The organism is Agrobacterium larrymoorei (genome assembly GCF_030819275.1).
Classification (GTDB): Bacteria; Pseudomonadota; Alphaproteobacteria; order Rhizobiales; family Rhizobiaceae; genus Agrobacterium; species Agrobacterium larrymoorei_B.
This window is the reverse complement of the sequence record NZ_JAUTBL010000002.1, coordinates 2,346,604-2,365,391: the sequence shown is the minus strand read 5'-3', so window position 1 is coordinate 2,365,391 and position 18,788 is coordinate 2,346,604. Positions and strand designations below refer to the sequence as shown.

Below are 18,788 nucleotides of genomic sequence, written 5' to 3'. Positions count from 1 at the left end.
TCTGCTTAAACGCCGCTCTGGCCGTCCTGGCCGATATAGGCGATGCGGACCATGTTGGTGGCGCCGGGTGTGCCGAGTGGAACGCCAGCGGAGATGATGATGCGGTCGCCGGGCTTGCCGAAGCCTTCGGCCACGACGATGCGACATGCGCGGTTGACCATGTCGTCCAGGTCGCTTGCATCGCTCGTGACCACGCAGTGCAGGCCCCAGACCACGGACAGACGGCGGGCTGTCTGGATGATCGGAGACAGGGCAATGATCGGAACCTGCGGACGTTCACGGGCGGCACGAAGACCGGTGGTGCCGGACGAGGTGTAGGTGACGATCGCGGCAAGGCGCAGCGTCTCGGCAATCTGGCGGGCAGCGAGTGAGATGGCGTCGGCGCCGGTCGCTTCCGGCTGGGCGCGCTGCGCGTAGATGATGTTGGAGTAGTGCGGATCCTGTTCCACGGTGCTGGCAATGGAGGCCATGGTGGAGACGGCTTCGACCGGATAGTCGCCGGAGGCGGATTCGGCAGACAGCATGATCGCGTCCGCACCTTCGAAGACGGCGGTTGCGACGTCGGAGACTTCGGCGCGTGTGGGAACAGGCGCGGAAATCATCGATTCCAGCATCTGCGTTGCAACGACGACCGGCTTGCCGGCGCGACGGCAGGCGCGGGTCAGCTGCTTCTGGATGCCGGGAACGGCTTCGAGTGGCATTTCCACGCCAAGGTCGCCACGGGCCACCATCAGTGCGTCGGAGAGTTCGATGATCTCTTCGATGCGTTCAAGCGCCTGCGGCTTTTCGATCTTAGACATCAGGCCGACGCGGTTGCCGGCAATCTTGCGGACTTCCGCCAGGTCTTCCGGACGCTGAACGAAGGAAAGGGCGACCCAATCGACTTCTTCAGTCGCCAGAACGGCGGCCAGGTCGGAACGGTCCTTATCGGTCAGAACGCCAACGCCGAGCAGCGTGTCCGGCAGGCTGATACCCTTGCGGTCGGAAATCTTGGTGCCGGATACAACGGTGGTGACGATGCTCTTGCCGTCGCACTTCTCGGCGCGCAGATGCAGCTTGCCGTCGTCGATCAGCAGGCGATCGCCCGGCTTGACGGATTCGAGGATTTCCGGATGGGGCAGGAACACGCGGTTCTTGTCGCCGGGGGCTTCGTTGTTGTCGAGCGTAAAGGTCTGGCCAGCGACGAGATCGACCTTGGTATCGGCAAACTTGCCGACGCGCAGCTTCGGTCCCTGCAAGTCCGCCAGAATGCCGATCGGGCGGCCGTTACGGCTTTCGACGGCGCGGATGCGCTGGATCAGCGTGCGCATCACGTCATGGCTGGCATGGCTCATATTGATGCGGAAGAGATCGGCACCGGCCTGATGAAGCTTCTCGATCATCGCCTCTTCTGCCGAAGCGGGGCCAAGAGTTGCAAGGATTTTGACTTTGCGGTTACGCTTCATCAGTTCTGACTTTCCTGTGTTCCTGGCGTGTCCGAAAGCTGGACCATCCAGCTTCCCTGCCTTCCAGTATCGTATTCTTTGAAGCCCATGCGCTGGAAGCTGCGGGCATAGCAATCATCGACGCCGGTGATCTTGAACTCGTTTTCGGCCACGCACATGTTGACGTCGCCAGTCCAGCGGCCGCCACGAGCGGCGTCCTCGGCATAGAGATAATAATAGCGCGATTGCAGCTCACCCTCGATCAGCGTGGCGCAGGTGGAGGCGGGCACCTGCCACCAGCCTTCGCTGACCCAGCCTTCCTTTGCGCGATAGCCGATGGCAACGCCCACAAGGTTCTGCGTGCTGTTGCAGACGCGGAAATCCGCCCATGCCGGCTGCGCTACGAAAAGGGGAGAGGAGAGGACGGCGGCTGCGGTAAGAGTGCGGATCGCGTGCCGATGTTTCTCGAGGAGAGCGGAGAATGTGTATGTCACGGCGTCCATCCGGATTCCATGGTTATAGTGAAAACACTTCTAGGCGCGGAGGCCCAAGAATGTCAACGCGAGTTTAATCGATTATATTGTCAGGTCGGGTCTCTGCTGCGGTGCTGTCGATGGCCGTCTATCCGTGCAAACTTGCGCGTGGCGTCAAGCCATGCCATCAAGCGTCTCTCCCTTAGCTGCCCCAGAAATCAATTATGCCAGACTTTCAGCCGTACGAAATCATAGAAGGCGATTATGACAAAGGCATGGTTTTGCTTGCAGACCACGCCATGAACCTTCTTCCACAAGCTTACGGTAATCTCGGTCTACCGCAAGCCGCTTTCGAGCGCCATATCGCTTATGACATTGGTGTGGAAGGCTTGACGAGAAGGCTTGCGGCGCGCCTCGGTGTGCCTGCCGTGCTCGGGCGTTTTTCGCGTCTGCTGATCGATCCCAATCGCGGCGAGGACGATCCGACCCTGATCATGAAGATTTCCGATGGCGCCATTGTGCCCGGCAACCACCCGATCACGGACGAGGAGTGGCAGAGGCGTCTTGAGACCTATCACCGGCCCTATCACAATGCCGTGGATGCCGTGCTGACGACAGCCGCGGAGACGTCTGGCAAGGCGCCACTGGTGTTTTCGCTGCATTCCTACACGCCCTTCTGGAAGTCCGTTCCGCGTCCGTGGCATGCGGCGGTTCTGTGGGACACCGACCATCGAGCGGTCGTGCCGCTGATTGCGCACCTTAGAGCCAGTGGCGATCTTCTGGTGGGTGATAACGAGCCCTATGATGGCGCACTGAAGGGCGACACCATGTATCGCCACTGCATGGTGAAGGGCATCCCGCATGCGCTCCTCGAAGTGCGCCAGGATCTGATCGGCGACGAGGCCGGCATTGCCGCCTGGGCGGAACGCCTCGCTCCCATTTTTGCCGCAATGAACGACGATCCCACCCTCCACGGCTATCAGCAGTTCGCCTCGCGAACTGGTCCTTATTGAAAGGCGACATCGATATGAGCGAGCTTGACGAGAAGCAGAGAACCGAGTTCGAGGCCGCCGCCTTCCGCAGGCTGGTCAACCATCTGCGCAATCGCCCGGAGGTGCAGAATATCGACCTGATGAACCTTGCCGGTTTCTGCCGCAACTGCCTGTCCAACTGGTATCAGGATGCGGCAAAGGATGCCGGTGCCGATCTCAGCAAGGACGAGGCACGCGAGATCATCTACGGCATGCCCTATGAAGACTGGAAGCGCCTGCACCAGAGCGAAGCAAGCGATGGCCAGAAAGCCGCCTTCGAAGAAAACCGCCCGAAGGAATAGCGCTCCCCCACCCGATTAAGCTTGACGCGGCGCCTTTCCACGGGCAGTTCACCAGCCGGGAATTTTGGCTGCCACTTGCGAGCAGCGGGCGAAGACTTCGCCATACACAGAACGGGCTCGATGCGGGCCGAAATATTGAAGGATATGAGGATGGACGAAACAGCCACAACCGAAACCGTCGCCGCCGCCGAACTGCGCCAGATTATCGAACGCATCGAACGCCTCGAAGAAGAGAAGGCGGCAATTCAGGGTGATATCAAGGATGTCATGGGCGAAGCCAAGGGTCGCGGATACGACACAAAGGCGATCCGTACCATCATCCGCCTTCGCAAGAAGGACGCCAATGAGCGCATCGAGGAAGAGACGATTCTTCAGACTTACATGGCAGCGCTTGGGATGGAGTAACAAATAACATTTTGTACGGGCCAGCACGGCTGGTCCGTATTGCCAGACCTGATTATCTTTATCCAATGCTAGATTTGTTCGCGATTAGTATTTCTAATATTTTACCAATCACGTAATCTTGTTCTTTGGATATGTCTTCGCGTCTGCGCTCTGCAGCTCTTGAGGCCTCGGCGAATATCACAACGGTTATAAGAAATTCTTCAAATCCGCCCTCTTCGATAACGTCCGATATTGGACGTTCGGTAGTCAACGTACGAAACAAGTCTCTTTTTTCGGTCTCCGAGACCTCGAACAAAAGCTCGTGAGCAAACTTGTTACGTGAGCTATTTATCTTTCTTAGCACTGAGCCGAATTGCCCACGCAGATATCCCAACGATTGGCATAATACCAACTTGTCTGAAAAGCCTCTTTTATCAAGATAGTCGTCTGGATATGCCAGTTTGTTGCGAAGTAAATCCGTAATTATATGATCCAGATAGATATGGGCGACGACGATTTTCGCCCAGTCTTGTTTGACCGAAATTCGGTCTATGAATTCGGCTATGTCGAAACTCGGATGATCTCCGATGATCTTAAGCGCCCTCTGAGTCGCTTTTATTTTTTCATTAGACAAGTAGGACTACCCCAGATCATAATGACGGAAATCAGCTGCGCGTCCCAGCCAGCTTCTCTGAAAGCTCGCTCATCTCCTTCTGCGCTTCCTTGTCCGCGGGATAGAGCGTCAGGTAGCGCTCCCAGACCTTCATCGCGGTCTCATTGCGCTCGGAGCTTTCGAGAATATTGGCAAGGCCCGCAAGGGCGGGGAAGAAGCGGGGTTCTTTTTCGAGCGTGCTGTTGAGGTCGGCCATGGCCTTGCGGGGGTCGCCATCGGCCAGATGCACCATGGCGCGGCGGTACCAGGCGCCGGCATAGTCAGGGTCAAGGAAGATGGCCTGGTCGAGGAAGTCATAGGCTGCGGCGCTGCGCTTTTCTTCACTGGCTTCTTCGGCCCATTTCATCAGGAGATTGATGGTGGGGCTGCCGGAATCGCTCCACTGGCCGACGATTTCGGTGGCGATGACGCGGGCCTTCTTGGCGTCACGCTCCTTCTTCAGATTGTTGAAGAGATCGCCCACCGGGTCCTTGGCGGAAGGCTGCGCGGGCTGTTGTGTTGCCGCTACGGGCTCTGCCGCATGGGCGATAAGGGCCGTGGCCGGGGCAAGCGGGCTGAGCGAGGCGAGGAGGAGGGCACAAAAACGAAATTGGCGCATGCGGATCACGATAATCCGTATGCGCCAATTAGGAAATCGAATTCTGTCGGCTATCAACAAAGTGATCCGCTTTTTCAAACGGAACACTGCAGAAACGCAATCAGCCCTGACGAGCCTTGAAGCGTGGGTTCTGCTTGTTGATGATGTAGACGCGGCCCTTGCGGCGAACCAGACGGTTGTCGCGGTGACGAGCCTTAAGCGCTTTGAGCGAGTTCTTGATCTTCATTTTTCTGGTCCGCAGTTTGGCGGGCTTTCGCACGCATAATCTAAACAATCAAAAGCGCGCAACGGGGCGCGCCTTTTTCGGTTGGCAGGCAGATACCCTTTCGGCACCCACATGTCAACACGCTACGCAAGCTTTTGCGGGGAAAAGCCCGGCGTTCCAGCGTTGGTGAGTTGCGTCACATGGCCCATCTTTCGGCCCGGACGGGCCTCCGTCTTGCCGTAAAGATGCACGAGGCAGTCTTTTTGTCGGAGCCAGTCCGGCACGCTGTCGATGTCGTCACCAATCAGATTGGTCATCACGCAATCGGAGTGACGCGACGTGCTGCCGGGCGCCAGGCCCGCGACTGCGCGGATATGCTGCTCGAACTGCGAGACGACACAGGCCGCTTCCGTCCAGTGGCCGGTATTGTGGACGCGGGGCGCCATTTCATTGGCCACCAGCGAGCCATCCGGCAGCACGAAGAACTCGATGCCGACGACGCCCACATAGTTCAGCGCGGCCAGCAGCTTCTCAGCCGATTCCACGGCGACGGTTCTTGCAGCGTCAGAGAGAGCGGCTGGAATGGTCGAGGTGTGGAGAATGCCGTTCAGGTGAACATTTTCAGCCGGATCGTAGCAGGTAACGGTGCCATCCTGAAAACGTGCGGCGATGATGGAAATCTCGCGCTCGAAGGGCACGAAGCTTTCCAGAATCAGTGGCACCTTGCCAAGCGCATCGAAAGCGCCCGTCAGATCCTCGCCCCCCTTGAAGACACGCTGGCCCTTGCCGTCATAGCCCATGCGGCGGGTTTTGAGCACACCCTTGCCGCCAAATGCGGCGAGTGCTTCTTCCAGGCCCGCCTGATCGTCCACGGCGCGGAAATCGGCGGTCGGGATGCCGCAGCCATTGAGGAAACGCTTTTCCGTCAAGCGGTCCTGCGAGGCGCTCAGCGCCTCAGCCGGGGGATAGACCGGCACGGAAGCGGCCAGCGTCTCGGCGGCAACGACCGGTACGTTTTCGAATTCATAGGTCACGACATCGCAGAGGCTTGCGAGCTCGGCCAGCGCCGTCTCGTCATCGTAAGCCGCGACGATCTGGCGGTTGCAGACCTGGGCTGCGGGACAATCGGCCTGCGGTTCCAGCACCACGGTGCGGAAATTGAGGCGGGCGGCTGCCATGGCCAGCATGCGGCCAAGCTGGCCGCCGCCGATGATACCGATGGTGGAGGATTTCATTGCGGAGCGTCCATGGGGTATTCGGCAACGATGGCCGTCTGGCGGGCGCGGTAATTATCCAGCCGGTCGGCCAGATCCTCATCGGAAAGCGCCAGCACGGCGGCAGCCAGAAGGGCGGCATTGATGGCGCCTGCCTTGCCGATGGCAAGCGTGCCGACCGGAATGCCTGCCGGCATCTGAACGATGGAATAGAGGCTGTCCTGGCCGGACATGGTTTTCGACTGAACCGGAACGCCGAAGACGGGAAGAGGGGTGAGCGCTGCCGTCATGCCCGGAAGATGGGCCGCACCGCCTGCACCGGCAATGATGACCTTGAAGCCTTCGTCCTTCGCATTGGTGGCGAAATCGAACATGCGCTCCGGCGTGCGGTGGGCGGAAACGATGCGCGCCTCATATTCGATATCGAGCGCATCCAGCGTATCGGCGGCGTTTTTCATGGTTTCCCAGTCCGACTGGCTTCCCATGATGATGGCGACGGGCGGAGTTTCGGTGGTCAAGCGGCCTCTCCTTGTCCAGAGGTTGTCACGGTCCAGAGGTTGTCAGGCAATGATATCCGGGATGATCTGATCTTCGATCTGGGTCATCTTGTCCTTGATGGCCAGCTTCTTCTTCTTCATCCGTTGAATTCTGAGCGCTTCGCAATTGGTCTGGATCATCGCGTTGATGGCCGCGTCGTAATCCTCGTGCTCCTGCCTCAGCCTTGCCAGCGTAAGCCGGACGTCCGCCTGTTCCTGGTCGGCCATCTCGTCATCCCCATTCTAATGAACCGGACCGCCATCCGGCATGTTTGTTATCGGTCTTGGTGCCTGTACCATCAAATGGCGGTAACGGGAAGTTTTCCTTAAGGCCATTTTTGCCGCACTATTGCCTCTATTTCGCCTTCGACAAACCTCGCTTTCCATGTCACATTGGTGTCGTAAACCTGAAACTCCAGCGATGGAGAGCTGGAGGTAGGTTCAACAAGGAAGGACGTGCCGCATGACCATTCAGGCTCATATTGCATCGCTCGAAAAGAAACACGGTGCTCTGGAGGAAGAGCTCGAGAGTATTCTTGCTTCCCCATCTTCCGATGATCGGGAGATTGCCAATATCAAACGCAGGAAGCTGCGCCTTAAGGACGAGTTGCAGAGACTGAAAGCGACCACGAAACATTGATTTTCAACGACTATTGAGACCGCAGGGCGAGACGTCGCCTGAGAAGCGGTAAAAGTTCAGGGCCCTGGTTGCAAAGCGCGATCAGGGCCTTTTCGTTGGGTCTGTGGAAGGGTGCGAAAAGGGTGCTTGTCAGCGGTTTGCCGTTACACCGGCAGGCCATCCCAGAGCAGTTTCAGCGCCGCAAGAAAGGCCATACTGTACATCAGAGGATAGAAGACGGCGGGCTTCATGTACTTCACCACTTTGGCACCGGCAAATGTGGCAATCATCGCCACCGGCAGCAGTGTGGCGGAGGTTGTGAGGTTGGTGGAATCGAGCGCGCCCAACGCAAAATAGGGAATGAGCTTGATCGCATTCATGATGGCGAAGAAGCGCACGCTCATGCCCGTATAGGTCTTCGGGTCGAGTTTCAGCGGCAGCACATAGATCTGGAAGGGCGGGCCGCCCGCATGTGCCACAAAGCTGGCATAGCCGGAGAGCGACGACCAGAGGGTTGCGGCGGCCGGTCTTTGCGGTTTTGGCGCAATCTCCTGTCCATGGTGGGTGCGGAAGCTCTCATAGAAGTAGCGCAGCACGAAGATGATGGTGACGGTTGCGACGACAAGGCGCATGGCGTCGGGAGAAATCAGCGTCGAGGTGGCCCAGCCGAGCGCGATGCCGGCAATGGCGCCCGGCAGCATCAACAACAACGTTTCCCGGTGGTTGTGATGGCGCCATGCCCAGAGCGCCACGAGATCCATGACGATCAGGATGGGGAGGAAGATGGCCGCGGCCTGCACCGGCGGCACGGCGAGCGCCATCAGCGGCACCCCCATCAGGGCCAAGGCGCCGCCAAGTCCGCCTTTGGACAGGCCGACCAGAATGACTGCGGGAATGGCAACGAGAAAGAAATGGAGATCGAGCGACATGATCAGGACTTGAGATGAGCGTGTGAGACGGCCGTTGGAACAGGCCGCGAAGGAAAAGGACGACAAAGAGTCCAGCTATGGACTGTTGATCCTTCGTGCAGTCCGGTTTATCGGAAACAGTATATGAAAACGAGTGCAGATTGGCGATGAAGCGTTCTTTCTGCGGGAAATGGAAAAATCATGGGTTCTCCTGAAGATCGCTGCCGTCTGGTTCTGATCGTGCCGCAAGCTGAAGATGCTAGCCTGCAAGCCAAGACGCTGGAGGATGCGCTAAGGGGCGGCGATGTCGCCTCCGTCATCATTCCCCAATATGCGCTCGATGATGACAGCTTCCAGAAACGTGCGGAGGTGCTGGTGCCGATCGTGCAGGCGGCAGGTGCCGCAGCACTCGTTGCTGGCGACAGCCGTGTTGCAGGCCGGGTCAAGGCTGACGGTCTGCACGTTGTCGGCGGCTTGGAGCCCTTGGCGGAAGCCGTGGAGAAATTCACCCCGAAGCTGATCGTCGGCGGCGGCAATGCCGATGACCGGCACAAGGCGCTGGAGCAGGGCGAAGCCAGCCCCGACTATATCTTCTTCGGCAAGCTGGAAGGCGATATCAAGCCGGAGCCGCACCCAAAGAACGTCGCACTCGGCGAATGGTGGGCCTCGATGATCGAAATTCCGGCCATTGTCATGGGCGGCTCGGATGTCGCCTCGGTGGTTCCCGTTGCCGAAAGCGGCGTGGAATTCGTCGCACTGCGTCAGGCCGTCTTTGCCCATGCGGGCGGCGCAGCTCAAGCCGTTGCCGAAGCCAATGCATTGCTTGACGAAAAAGCGCCACGGTTTGACGGTTGATACGGGCGATGATCCTTCGCTTTTTCCGCCTCTCCCCATCGGCCTCGCTTCTGGCCTTCGCTTCCGCCCTGATTGCGGCGCCTGCCTTGGCGCAAGGCCAGGCGCCAGCCGCTGGCCATCAGCCCACGCCGCAGCAGGCTCAGCCGCAGGGGAACTCCGACCTTCTGCCGGGCCTTCAGCCGCAGGCGCAAGGTGCAGACGGTGCGGATGAGGAGGACACCGATTTCGGACCGGCGGTGAAACAGGGTCCTGACGTTCTGTCGCGACCGACCGATCAGGATGCCGATCCGCTGCGAAAAGGGCGGGTGACTGGCGGGGATCAGAAGGATTTGCAGCCTTCGGAGGGCGTGACCGTCTATCAGCGCATGGGGGCCGAGCTTCCGCCGCTGCCGAAGGAAAAGGAATTCAAGGGCAAGATCGACGAGGCCTACGGCCATTATCAGCGCGGCGAGTATGTCCAGGCGCTGGATAAGGCTTTGACCCGTGCGCAGGACGGCGATGCGGCGGCGCAGACACTTGTCGCCGAAATGATGAGCCGTGGCCTCGGCATTGCCCGCGACGATAAGACCGCCGCCTTCTGGTACGAGCAGGCGGCCAAGAATGGCGACCCGGTCGCCATGTTCAAATACGCACTGATCCTGATGGAAGGCCGGCTCGTCAAGCACGACAAGACGCTCGCCGACGACTACATGCACCGCGCGGCAGAAGCAGGCAATCCGGAAGCGGAATTCAATTGGGCGCAGATCCTCGTTTCGCAAACGCCCGGGCCAAAGGGCCTGCTGGCGGCGCTGCCCTTCTATGAGAGATCGGCGGAAAAAGGGATTGCGGATGCCCAATATGCCGTGTCGCAGATCTATTTGAACGTGCCGGAGGTGCCGAAGGAAAAGAAGGCCAAGGCGCGGGAATGGCTGACGCGGGCGGCGAAGGCGGGCTTCGATACCGCGCAGGTCGATCTCGGCATCTGGCTGGTCAATGGCACAGGCGGCGATCGCGATCTGGAAGAAGGCTTTCGCTGGCTGAACGGTGCGGCGCAGCGCGGCAATGTCGTGGCGCAGAACAAGGTCGCACATCTTTACATCCAGGCGCTGGGAACGCGGCCCGATCCAATCGAGGCGGCAAAGTGGTATGTGCTGTCGCGCCGCGCTGGCTTGAAGGACCCGGCACTAGAGGACTTCTATCTCGGCATCGAGGATGCCCAGCAGAAGCAAGCCATCGATGCGGCCAACAAGTATCGGCCCAACTGACGGCAAAACCACTCCACACTTTTGCCCGACCGTGCGTCTTACGATCGCATGTCGTTATCGCAAAACCGCTGCACACTTTTGCGCGACTATGCTTTAGCCTTGAATTTCAGTACGTTTTGTGGTCTTGAACCCGCAAACCTAAAATAGAAACCAATATGCCTGCCTGCCCGTGTCCTACGCGGCTGGTTCAGCCACCTTCCAGGAATGTTTTCATGGCCCGTTCAGCCCTTCTCAATGTCATGGTTCAGGCCGCCTTGAAGGCGGGAAAGTCTTTGGCGCGTGACTTCGGTGAAGTGCAGAACCTGCAGGTTTCGGTCAAGGGACCGAGCGACTTCGTCTCTCAGGCCGATCTGAAGGCTGAAAAGATCGTTCGCGACGAGCTTATGAAGGCCCGTCCGACCTATGGTTTCCTGGGTGAAGAGGGCGGCGAGGAAATCGGCACCGATGGCGCGCATCGCTGGATCGTCGATCCGCTGGACGGCACCACCAACTTCCTGCACGGCATTCCGCAATTTGCCGTTTCCATCGGCCTGGAGCGCAGTGGCGAAATCGTCGCTGGCGTTATCTTCAACCCGGCAACGGACGAACTCTACACCGCAGAGCGTGGCGGCGGCGCGTTTCTCAATGATCGCCGCATCCGCGTGGCGGCCCGCAAGCAGCTTTCCGACAGCGTCGTGTGCTGCGGCGTTCCGCATCTTGGCCGCGGCAACCACGGCAAGTTCCTCGTCGAGCTTCGCCATGTGATGGGTGAAACCGCAGGCGTGCGCCGCATGGGTGCTGCTGCTCTCGATCTCGCCTATGTCGCAGCTGGCCGCTTCGACGGCTTCTGGGAAGCGGAGCTGTCCCCTTGGGATATTGCCGCAGGCATCGTGCTGATCCGTGAAGCCGGCGGCTTCGTCTCCGATATGGGCGGCGCCAACAGCATGTTCGAAAGCCGCAGCGTGGTTGCAGGCAACGAATATATCCAGAAGGCCCTGCTGGAAGTGGTCAACCGTCCCGTTCCGGGTCGCTAACGCATCCCGGCACACGCGGTTTTGTCCCCGGGCCTGCCCCGAGGTCCCCACGGCTTCGGTGGGCATGGATGGTCGGATCAAGTCCGACCATGACGCCCTAGAGGTTTTAAGCCTCTGTCGCCGGGTTCTGGCTTTTGCCTCCTTCGACCCCTCGAAAAAGCTTTGTTCTCAAAAGGCTTTTCACTTCAATTCGTCGTAATTTTACTCTAGCTTCCGCTCCGAACCATGCTGATGTCCCAGTCTTGAGGGCAAGGTCATGGCAGCATTAGAGGAACGGGCCCTATGGCGGATACGGAACTGCTCGATGTCGGCGTCGAGAAACCGCTGACGAAAGAATATCACCACAAGCTGTCCAGCCCGACGCCGTTCTTATGGACGATGATGATCTTTCTCATCATCGTGGCCTTCCTAGCCGCCATTTTGTTTCGGCAGGCGCAATCGGCCTTCATGACCAATCCGGGGCTGAATGGCTTCATTCTCGGCGTTCTCGCCATCGGCATCGTTCTGGTGTTTACGCAGATCTTGAGCCTGCGCCCGGAAGTGCGCTGGTTCAATAATTTCCAGGCCGCCGGTAGCGTCGACAAGGCCGGACGCCCACCGAAGCTGTTGGCGCCCATGCGCGCATTGATCGGCAAGCGCGGGGAGGTGCGGGTCTCGACTGTCACGCAGCGCTCCATTCTTGATTCCATCGCTACGCGTCTGGATGAATCGCGCGATACGTCACGTTATCTCATCGGCCTCCTGGTCTTTCTCGGCCTGCTCGGCACCTTCTGGGGTCTGATCGGCACGATCGGCGCCATCAGCGACGTCATCCAGGGCCTCGATCCGACATCGGGCGATAGCAGCGATATTCTTTCGTCGCTGAAATCCGGCCTGACGGCGCCGCTGTCGGGCATGGGAACGGCGTTCTCGTCCTCGCTGCTCGGTCTTTCCGGCTCGCTGATCCTCGGCTTCCTCGATCTCCAGGCAGGCCGCGCGCAAAACCGCTTCTACACGCAGCTGGAAAACTGGCTGTCGTCCGTCACCGATCCCGGCGTCGATCTCTCCGTTGACGGCAAGCCTGTTGCGGCGGCCGGTGCCGCTGGCACGGAGCGCTCGCTTGCCGCCATGCATAATCTGGCGGAAGGCATTCAGGGGCTGGTGAAGAATATGCGTGGCGAGCAGCAGATGCTGCGTGATTGGATCGAAGCGCAGCAGGAGGAGTCCAAGGCGTTGCGCCGTACACTCGATCGGCTGACCGCTCGCATCGATGCCGATCAGAAAGCGGCTGCCAAGCGTTCCGTGCCCCACGATAACGGGAGCGAGTAGCCATGGCGCTTGCGCGCAACCGTCGTCGCGACAGAGGCGTCGATTACTGGCCGGGCTTCGTCGATGCGCTGTCGACGCTGCTTATGGCGATCATGTTTCTGCTCACGGTCTTCGTGCTGGCGCAGTTCGTGCTCTCGCGGGAGATTTCCGGCAAGGATGAGGTCATGACCCGCCTCAACAACCAGATCGCCGAGCTCACCGAATTGCTGGCGCTGGAAAAGGGCAGCAAGCAGGATATCGAAGATACGCTTGCCAACCTGCAATCGACCCTTGCGCAATCTGAAAACGAGCGCTCGCGCCTGCAGGCACTTCTTGATTCCGGTGCGGGCAACAGTTCCGCCGCCAATGCGCGTGTCGGCCAGTTGACCAGTGAGCTTGATGATGCGCGCGAGGCCGGTGCCAGAGCCTCGACGCAGATCGAATTGCTGAATCAGCAGATCGCGGCACTGAGAGCCCAGATCGCTTCCGTCGAGGCGGCATTGCAGGCGTCGGAAGCCAAGGACGCATCGTCGCAGGTCAAGATCGCCGATCTCGGTCGCCGTCTGAACGTGGCGTTGGCGCAGCGTGTGCAGGAGTTGAACCGCTATCGCTCCGACTTCTTCGGACGTTTGCGCGAAATTCTCTCGGATCGCGAAAATATCCGCATTGTCGGCGACCGCTTCGTCTTCCAGTCGGAAGTTCTGTTTCCGTCCGGCGGCACGGATCTTAATCCCGAAGGGCAGGTGGAGATGGCGAAGCTTGCTACCGCACTGATCGATCTTGCCAAGGAAATTCCACCTGAAATCAACTGGGTGCTGCGTGTGGACGGTCACACCGACAATGTGCCGCTGTCCGGCTCGGGCCGGTTCCGCGACAACTGGGAGCTATCGTCGGCTCGCGCCACCTCGGTCGTCAAATTCCTGATCTCCAAGGGCGTGCCGGCCAACCGTCTGGTGGCAGCCGGCTTCGGTGAATATCAGCCGCTGGCGGAAGGCGACACCCCTGAAGCGCGCTCGCAAAACCGCCGTATCGAGTTGAAGCTGACGGAGCGCTGATGCGTGTAAGATGGGCGGAGCATTCGCCGCCCTTATCGAACACACTCGTTTAGGCCGCGTCGTTGGCGTCCGTATTGAATTGCAGTCTCGCAAGCTTGGCATAGAGGCCGCCCTGGCGGATCAGGCTTTGATGCGTGCCTTCCTCGATGATCCGGCCTTCATCCATCACCAGAATACGGTCGGCCTTCAGAACGGTGGCGAGGCGATGGGCAATGACGATGGTGGTGCGCTTGGCGATCAGCTCGTCCAGCGCCTTCTGCACCAGCGTTTCGCTCTCGGCGTCCAGCGCTGAGGTTGCTTCATCCAGGAGCAGGATCGGCGCATCGCGCAGGATGGCGCGGGCAATGGCGATGCGCTGACGCTGGCCGCCGGAGAGGGTGACGCCTCGTTCGCCGACCACGGTATCATACCCTTCCGGCAATCTTGCAATCAAGCCATCAGCCTGCGCGGCCATCGCTGCGGCCTGAACCTGCTCACGCGTGGCGTCGGGTCTGCCGAAGGCGATGTTGTCGTGGATGGAGGAAGCGAAGATCGCCACGTCCTGCGGGACAATGGCAAGCCTGGAGCGCAGCTCCTTCAGAGTGACGGAGCGGATATCGGTGCCGTCGATGGTGATGCGGCCGGATTGCGGATCGTAGAAGCGCATCAGAAGCGAGAAGACGGTGCTTTTTCCGGCACCCGATGGGCCGACGATCGCCACCGTTTCGCCAGCGGCGACGTGGAAGGAGAGGTCGGAGAGGATCGGTTTTCCTGCACCCTTCGGATAATGGAAGGCCACATGCTCGAAGCTTGCCTCGCCCCGCGGTGGGACGGGAAGCAAAACAGGCGAGGCCGGTTCTTCGACGGGTGACTTTTCCGCCAGCAATTCGGAGAGGCGTTCGGCCGCGCCGCCAGCCTGCGACAGCTCGCCCCAGACTTCAGAGAGTTGGCCGAGCGAGCTTGCGGCGATGACCGAGTAGAGAACGAACTGGCTGAGCGTGCCGCCGGAGATCGTGCCGCTCAGCACGCTATGTGCGCCGTACCAGAGGATGGCAACGACGCTGCCGAAGACCAGGCTGATGGCAACGGCGGTCAGAATGGCGCGGGCGCTGATGGCGGCGCGGGCGCCATGATAGGCTTTCTCGACTGCGGCGTCGTAGCGGCTGTTCGCCAGTGTTTCGGCATTGAAGGACTGGATGGTGCGGCTGGCGGAAATCGTTTCCGAGGCGAAGGCGGAAGAGGCGGCAAGCGTATCCTGCGTGGTTCTGGAGCGGGAGCGCACCGACCGGCCGAAGGCGATCAGCGGAAAGACGATGAAGGGAATGGCGAGAAGTGCAAGGCCAGCAAGGCTTGGGCTGGTATAGACCATCATCGCCACAGCACCCAGACAGAGCAGCGTGTTGCGCAGCGCCACGGAAGCAGACGAGCCGAAGGCGGAGCGGATCTGCACCGTATCGGCGGTCAGCCGCGAGGTCAGTTCACCGGAATGGTTGGTATCGAAGAATGCTTGTGACAGCGACGTCAGATGCGCGAAGACATCGCGGCGCAGATCGGTCACCACACGCTCGCCGATGATCATCACATAATAATAGCGCATGGCGCTGGCGAGCGCGAGAACGACGGCAATGGCCAGCAGCATGGCGAAATAGTTGTTGATCATCGCACCGTCGGTCGCTTCAAAGCCGTGATCGATGATGCGGCGCACGGCAAGCGGGAGCGCCAGCGTGGTGGCCGACGACAGCACGAGAGCGAAGAGGGCGGCGGCGACAAGGCCACGATAGCGCTTGAGATAGGGAAAGAGGCTCGCCAGAGGTTTCAATGTCCTGCGCTCGGCTGCCTTCTGTCCCTCAATGTCTGCCACGTGCATCACTCCTTCATACCGCGGGGCGTAAAAAGCTCCTTGCGGCGACGCATTTTTCGCGTCTTCATATGTGTCTTACCGTGAGCGGCAGGCACTTGTTATCTGGGCGCCCTTCATGTATAGGCTCCGCATCAAATTGGGAAGCCATGGCCTAAAGGGCTCAGGTTTCATTTATTGAATCGGCTCAGTTGACGCAATTGCGGCAAATGGTCCGCACCCACTTACGCAGGAAGATTGTCATGAAGGCTGAAATCCATCCCGACTATCACATGATCAAAGTTGTCATGACCGATGGTACCGAATACGAAACCCGTTCGACCTGGGGTTCCGAGGGCGCAGTTATGAACCTCGAAATCGATCCCAGATCCCATCCGGCCTGGACTGGTGGCAACCAGCAGCTGATGGACCGCGGCGGTCGCGTTTCCAAGTTCAACAAGCGTTTCGGCGGCCTCGGCCTCTAATTCGTTTGATCATGGACTGCAAAAGAACCTCGGAGCGATCCGGGGTTTTTTGTTGTCTGGATGGCGGAGCGGAGTTCGGCTTCATGTACGAAGGATCGGTGTCCGGCGTACCGATGATGTGAAGCAGCGTTTGCTTTCCAAGTGCTTTCGGAACGTGCTGGCTTGATGACGGATCATACCCCAGAAACAAAAAAGCAGGCCTGAGCCTGCTTCTTCAAAATCATGCGTAGGGTAAAGCCAGATCAGTTGCTGTTGAATGCCGTGCGCAGCAGGTTGAGCTGAGCCTGAACGCTGTTCTCGTTGTCGGGAACCTTTGCTTCCGACGGGCGGTAAATTTCGCGGTCGAGAAGGGCAACGCGGTTCTGGAGGCGGAGCGAGCGCTCGACGAGGTCGCGGAAGGATTCAGGCAGGTCATTCCAGCCTGGAGCGTTGCGATCGACGTTGAAGTTGTCGAGGCGGACCTTGTTCTTTTCGCTGAGAACCTGATCGCGGGTCATCTCGCCATTGTTGACGGCGCGCTGCAGAAGCAGCCAGGAGGCCATCTGCATCAGGCGCGTGGTGAGGCGCATGGATTCTGCGGCGTAGAGAACCGAGGCCATACGTGGCAGCACCTTCGATGCAGCACGACCGGAGCCATCGAGGTAGCTTGCCGTTTCTTCCACAAGGCCCATGCCTTCGGCATAGAGAGTCTTGAACTGGTTCGAGGCTGCGGCGCGGCCGGCGAAGCTGATGGTATTCAAAACCTGTTCCGACATTTCTTTAATCCCTGCTTACGCATGATACGGTGAGGCAACGGAGTTAGCGGGTGAATTGTTCCGGCCTTTGTATTTTCAGGATGATACCAATACCGCAAATGCGCAAGCTGATTATTAAAGAAAGGTTAATACCCACAGTTTTACGGGTTTTCCAACAGAATAAAAAAAGAGCCGCAAAAGCGGCTCTCAAGGTAAAACAGGGAGAAAAATCAGACCAATTCGCCGATAGGAGAAACTGCCTGAGGTTCAGCAGAACTGAACATGTATAGTAATCTCTTAGAAAGCTTAATATTTGGTTAATGGTAAATGAAAAACTGTGCCGCGGGGCTAACGTTTGTTCGGCGTTGCCGAGCTCATCTCGTGCGAAACAGGTTTTCAGCCGCCTTGCGGCCCGCCGATTTCTTCTCCCTCTCGCCCTCCAGCCGCTCAATCTCGGCCGTCAGAATATTGATGCGAGCGGTCAGATCATCCACGGAAAGCAGCGTCAGATCGGCGCCGATAATGTGGGTGATGTTCTGCTTTTGCGGAAGATCGTCGTCAAAGATACTCATATTCCTGCTCCCTTCTGCAAATCTGCTTCCTCTTCAGGATATTGCGGTGCTCTGGGGTCAAGCGAGGCACTCTCCGGTGTCAAGAGCGGCGCGGGGGCCGTTGGCATGGTGGAGAAGTTGTCCTTTTCCGCAGTGGTGAGTGCAGCGCGCTGCCTTGAGCGGAAGATAGAGTAGGCCGTAATCAGAAGATGCGAAACCGCCGTGACCAGAAACAATGCGTAAGGACCGAAGGATGTCATGATCGGTCCACCAAGCGTCGGACCTATAATAGTGCCGATGCCGTAAAGCAGGAGCAGGCCGCCTGAGACTTTGACGAAATCTTCCGAGGAGGCGAAGTCGTTGGCATGTGCGACCGCAATCGGGTAGAGCGCATTGGCGGCGGCACCATAAACGCAGATCATTCCGATCAGCACATAGACATGTGTTGGGTGGATGATCGCGATCGCAAGGCCTGCAACGGCGGCGAGCGCCGAGAGGCCTGCCAGCACGAAACGACGGTCGATGCGGTCGGACAGCTTGCCCGCCGGAAATTGGGCGAGTGCGCCGACGAAGATGGTGGAACTGACCATGATGGCGATGGTGGTGGGGTCAAGACCCGCACGCGCGCCAAAGACGGCAGCCAGCGTGCCATAGGCGCCATTGGCGATGCCGACCAGCAGGATGCCGACGAAGGACACGGGTGAATTGCGGTAGAGCGCCGGCAGATCGAGCTTGACCTTCTTTAGCGGCTGCGGGCTTTCCGCCTTGGAAAGCATGGCGGGAAGGATCGCGACGCAATAGATGATGGCGCAGACCATGAAGAGCGATGTATTGCCCACATGGCCGAAGGGAATGACGAGCTGTCCGGCTACCACGCCGAAGAGCGTAATGGCGATATAGAGCGAGAAGATCGCACCGCGGCTTTCATTGGTGGCGCGCTCGTTCAGCCAGCTTTCGATGATCATCGAGGTTCCGGCGGTGCAGAAACCGGTCAGGGCACGCAGGGCCACCCAGGAGACGTCGTCGATGAAGAGCCCGGTCAGGAGAACGGTGAGGCAGATGACGGCGACGAAGCTGCCGAAGGCACGGATATGGCCAGCCCGGCGCACGATGGCGGGTGCGACGAAACAGCCGATGACGAAGCCCGCCGCCCAGGAGGTGCCGAGAAAACCGAGCACTTCGTTGGAGTAACCTTCTTCCGAACCGCGCACCGGCAGAAGCAGGCCTTGCAGGCCATTGCCAAGGAAGAGGAAGAGGGTGCTGGTGAGAAGAGCGAATACGGGTAGAATATTTCTGCTCATAAAGTCTCTCTCATGCTGATGCTATTGCCGGTATCATGCGGAAGATGGCGCGAATAAGACGCCGCCATGGTGAGCATAAA

General features: G+C 59.1%; 23 protein-coding genes. 10 read left to right on the top strand and 13 right to left on the bottom strand.

Annotation, left to right across the window (positions count from 1 at the left end; all coding sequences use genetic code 11):
- Positions 1 to 5: 5 nt before the first annotated feature.
- Complete coding sequence (gene pyk / locus QE408_RS20130) at positions 6 to 1,445, bottom strand: pyruvate kinase (protein ID WP_306934201.1); 1,440 nt, start codon at positions 1,443 to 1,445, stop codon at positions 6 to 8.
- A complete protein-coding gene (locus tag QE408_RS20125) occupies positions 1,445 to 1,927 on the bottom strand; it encodes a DUF1036 domain-containing protein (RefSeq protein WP_306934199.1) in 483 nt (160 codons plus the stop codon). The genes pyk and QE408_RS20125 overlap by 1 nt, the downstream gene beginning before the upstream one ends.
- 194 nt (positions 1,928 to 2,121) lie before the next feature.
- Between QE408_RS20125 and QE408_RS20120 the strand changes: the two genes are divergently transcribed.
- The 3 genes from QE408_RS20120 (at position 2,122) to QE408_RS20110 (ending at position 3,635) form a co-directional block, all read left to right on the top strand.
- Positions 2,122 to 2,910, top strand: a complete 789-nt coding sequence (locus QE408_RS20120; RefSeq protein ID WP_306934197.1) for an N-formylglutamate amidohydrolase — start codon at positions 2,122 to 2,124, stop codon at positions 2,908 to 2,910.
- 14 nt (positions 2,911 to 2,924) lie between these two features.
- Complete coding sequence (locus tag QE408_RS20115) at positions 2,925 to 3,230, top strand: DUF1244 domain-containing protein (protein ID WP_306934195.1); 306 nt, start codon at positions 2,925 to 2,927, stop codon at positions 3,228 to 3,230.
- Positions 3,231 to 3,374: 144 nt separating this feature from the next.
- Complete coding sequence (locus QE408_RS20110) at positions 3,375 to 3,635, top strand: DUF2312 domain-containing protein (RefSeq protein ID WP_373465593.1); 261 nt, start codon at positions 3,375 to 3,377, stop codon at positions 3,633 to 3,635.
- 58 nt (positions 3,636 to 3,693) lie between these two features.
- Here the strand turns inward: QE408_RS20110 and QE408_RS20105 are convergent, their stop codons facing one another.
- The 6 genes from QE408_RS20105 to QE408_RS20080 all read right to left on the bottom strand — a co-directional run bounded on the left by QE408_RS20105 (position 3,694) and on the right by QE408_RS20080 (position 7,068).
- Positions 3,694 to 4,248 (bottom strand): hypothetical protein, encoded by a 555-nt coding sequence (locus tag QE408_RS20105; protein ID WP_306934193.1) that lies wholly within the window; start codon positions 4,246 to 4,248, stop codon positions 3,694 to 3,696.
- A gap of 31 nt (positions 4,249 to 4,279) precedes the next feature.
- Entirely contained in the window at positions 4,280 to 4,885 is a 606-nt protein-coding gene (locus QE408_RS20100; protein WP_306934191.1) for a tetratricopeptide repeat protein, read from the bottom strand.
- A gap of 100 nt (positions 4,886 to 4,985) precedes the next feature.
- Positions 4,986 to 5,111: a type B 50S ribosomal protein L36 gene (gene ykgO / locus QE408_RS20095; protein ID WP_003497670.1), complete on the bottom strand. Its 126-nt coding sequence runs from the start codon at positions 5,109 to 5,111 to the stop codon at positions 4,986 to 4,988.
- A gap of 122 nt (positions 5,112 to 5,233) precedes the next feature.
- Positions 5,234 to 6,325: a 5-(carboxyamino)imidazole ribonucleotide synthase gene (locus QE408_RS20090; protein ID WP_306934189.1), complete on the bottom strand. Its 1,092-nt coding sequence runs from the start codon at positions 6,323 to 6,325 to the stop codon at positions 5,234 to 5,236.
- A complete protein-coding gene (purE, locus tag QE408_RS20085; protein WP_207773727.1) occupies positions 6,322 to 6,789 on the bottom strand; it encodes a 5-(carboxyamino)imidazole ribonucleotide mutase in 468 nt (155 codons plus the stop codon). The genes QE408_RS20090 and purE overlap by 4 nt, the downstream gene beginning before the upstream one ends.
- A gap of 75 nt (positions 6,790 to 6,864) precedes the next feature.
- Complete coding sequence (locus QE408_RS20080) at positions 6,865 to 7,068, bottom strand: YdcH family protein (RefSeq protein ID WP_306934186.1); 204 nt, start codon at positions 7,066 to 7,068, stop codon at positions 6,865 to 6,867.
- 235 nt (positions 7,069 to 7,303) lie between these two features.
- On the opposite strand from QE408_RS20080, the gene QE408_RS20075 reads away from it, so the two are divergent.
- The gene (locus QE408_RS20075) at positions 7,304 to 7,480 is read left to right on the top strand and encodes a YdcH family protein (protein WP_082447303.1); all 177 of its coding nucleotides are present in this window, start codon (positions 7,304 to 7,306) and stop codon (positions 7,478 to 7,480) included.
- 143 nt (positions 7,481 to 7,623) lie between these two features.
- Here QE408_RS20075 and QE408_RS20070 read toward each other — a convergent pair whose 3' ends face one another.
- Positions 7,624 to 8,388, bottom strand: coding sequence for a sulfite exporter TauE/SafE family protein (locus QE408_RS20070; RefSeq protein ID WP_306934184.1), 765 nt, complete (start codon positions 8,386 to 8,388; stop codon positions 7,624 to 7,626).
- Between the two features lie 180 nt (positions 8,389 to 8,568).
- Between QE408_RS20070 and QE408_RS20065 the strand changes: the two genes are divergently transcribed.
- The 5 genes from QE408_RS20065 (at position 8,569) to QE408_RS20045 (ending at position 13,821) form a co-directional block, all read left to right on the top strand.
- On the top strand, positions 8,569 to 9,222 hold the full coding sequence (locus tag QE408_RS20065) for a thiamine phosphate synthase (protein WP_306934183.1): 654 nt from the start codon (positions 8,569 to 8,571) through the stop codon (positions 9,220 to 9,222).
- Positions 9,223 to 9,230: 8 nt separating this feature from the next.
- Positions 9,231 to 10,466: a tetratricopeptide repeat protein gene (locus QE408_RS20060; RefSeq protein ID WP_306934181.1), complete on the top strand. Its 1,236-nt coding sequence runs from the start codon at positions 9,231 to 9,233 to the stop codon at positions 10,464 to 10,466.
- Positions 10,467 to 10,678: 212 nt separating this feature from the next.
- The gene (locus QE408_RS20055) at positions 10,679 to 11,479 is read left to right on the top strand and encodes an inositol monophosphatase family protein (protein ID WP_296016524.1); all 801 of its coding nucleotides are present in this window, start codon (positions 10,679 to 10,681) and stop codon (positions 11,477 to 11,479) included.
- 282 nt (positions 11,480 to 11,761) lie between these two features.
- The gene (locus tag QE408_RS20050) at positions 11,762 to 12,787 is read left to right on the top strand and encodes a flagellar motor protein MotA (protein WP_306934178.1); all 1,026 of its coding nucleotides are present in this window, start codon (positions 11,762 to 11,764) and stop codon (positions 12,785 to 12,787) included.
- A gap of 2 nt (positions 12,788 to 12,789) precedes the next feature.
- On the top strand, positions 12,790 to 13,821 hold the full coding sequence (locus QE408_RS20045) for a peptidoglycan -binding protein (RefSeq protein ID WP_306934176.1): 1,032 nt from the start codon (positions 12,790 to 12,792) through the stop codon (positions 13,819 to 13,821).
- Positions 13,822 to 13,870: 49 nt separating this feature from the next.
- On the opposite strand, the gene QE408_RS20040 is transcribed toward QE408_RS20045, so the two are convergent.
- On the bottom strand, positions 13,871 to 15,661 hold the full coding sequence (locus QE408_RS20040; protein ID WP_306934174.1) for an ABC transporter transmembrane domain-containing protein: 1,791 nt from the start codon (positions 15,659 to 15,661) through the stop codon (positions 13,871 to 13,873).
- Between the two features lie 239 nt (positions 15,662 to 15,900).
- Here QE408_RS20040 and rpmE point away from each other — a divergent pair, with 239 nt between their 5' ends.
- Complete coding sequence (gene rpmE, locus QE408_RS20035) at positions 15,901 to 16,122, top strand: 50S ribosomal protein L31 (protein ID WP_062427919.1); 222 nt, start codon at positions 15,901 to 15,903, stop codon at positions 16,120 to 16,122.
- 242 nt (positions 16,123 to 16,364) lie between these two features.
- On the opposite strand, the gene rcdA is transcribed toward rpmE, so the two are convergent.
- From rcdA to QE408_RS20020, 3 genes are all read right to left on the bottom strand, one after another.
- A complete protein-coding gene (rcdA, locus tag QE408_RS20030) occupies positions 16,365 to 16,877 on the bottom strand; it encodes a protease adaptor protein RcdA (protein ID WP_306934171.1) in 513 nt (170 codons plus the stop codon).
- A 353-nt stretch (positions 16,878 to 17,230) separates the two neighbouring features.
- On the bottom strand, positions 17,231 to 17,428 hold the full coding sequence (locus QE408_RS20025) for a DUF1192 domain-containing protein (RefSeq protein ID WP_306934169.1): 198 nt from the start codon (positions 17,426 to 17,428) through the stop codon (positions 17,231 to 17,233).
- Positions 17,425 to 18,708 carry an MFS transporter gene (locus QE408_RS20020; protein ID WP_306934167.1) on the bottom strand — a complete coding sequence of 428 codons (1,284 nt, stop codon included), beginning with the start codon at positions 18,706 to 18,708 and terminating at the stop codon, positions 17,425 to 17,427. Before QE408_RS20020 ends, QE408_RS20025 begins: the two co-directional genes overlap by 4 nt.
- Between the last annotated feature and the right edge of the window lie 80 nt (positions 18,709 to 18,788).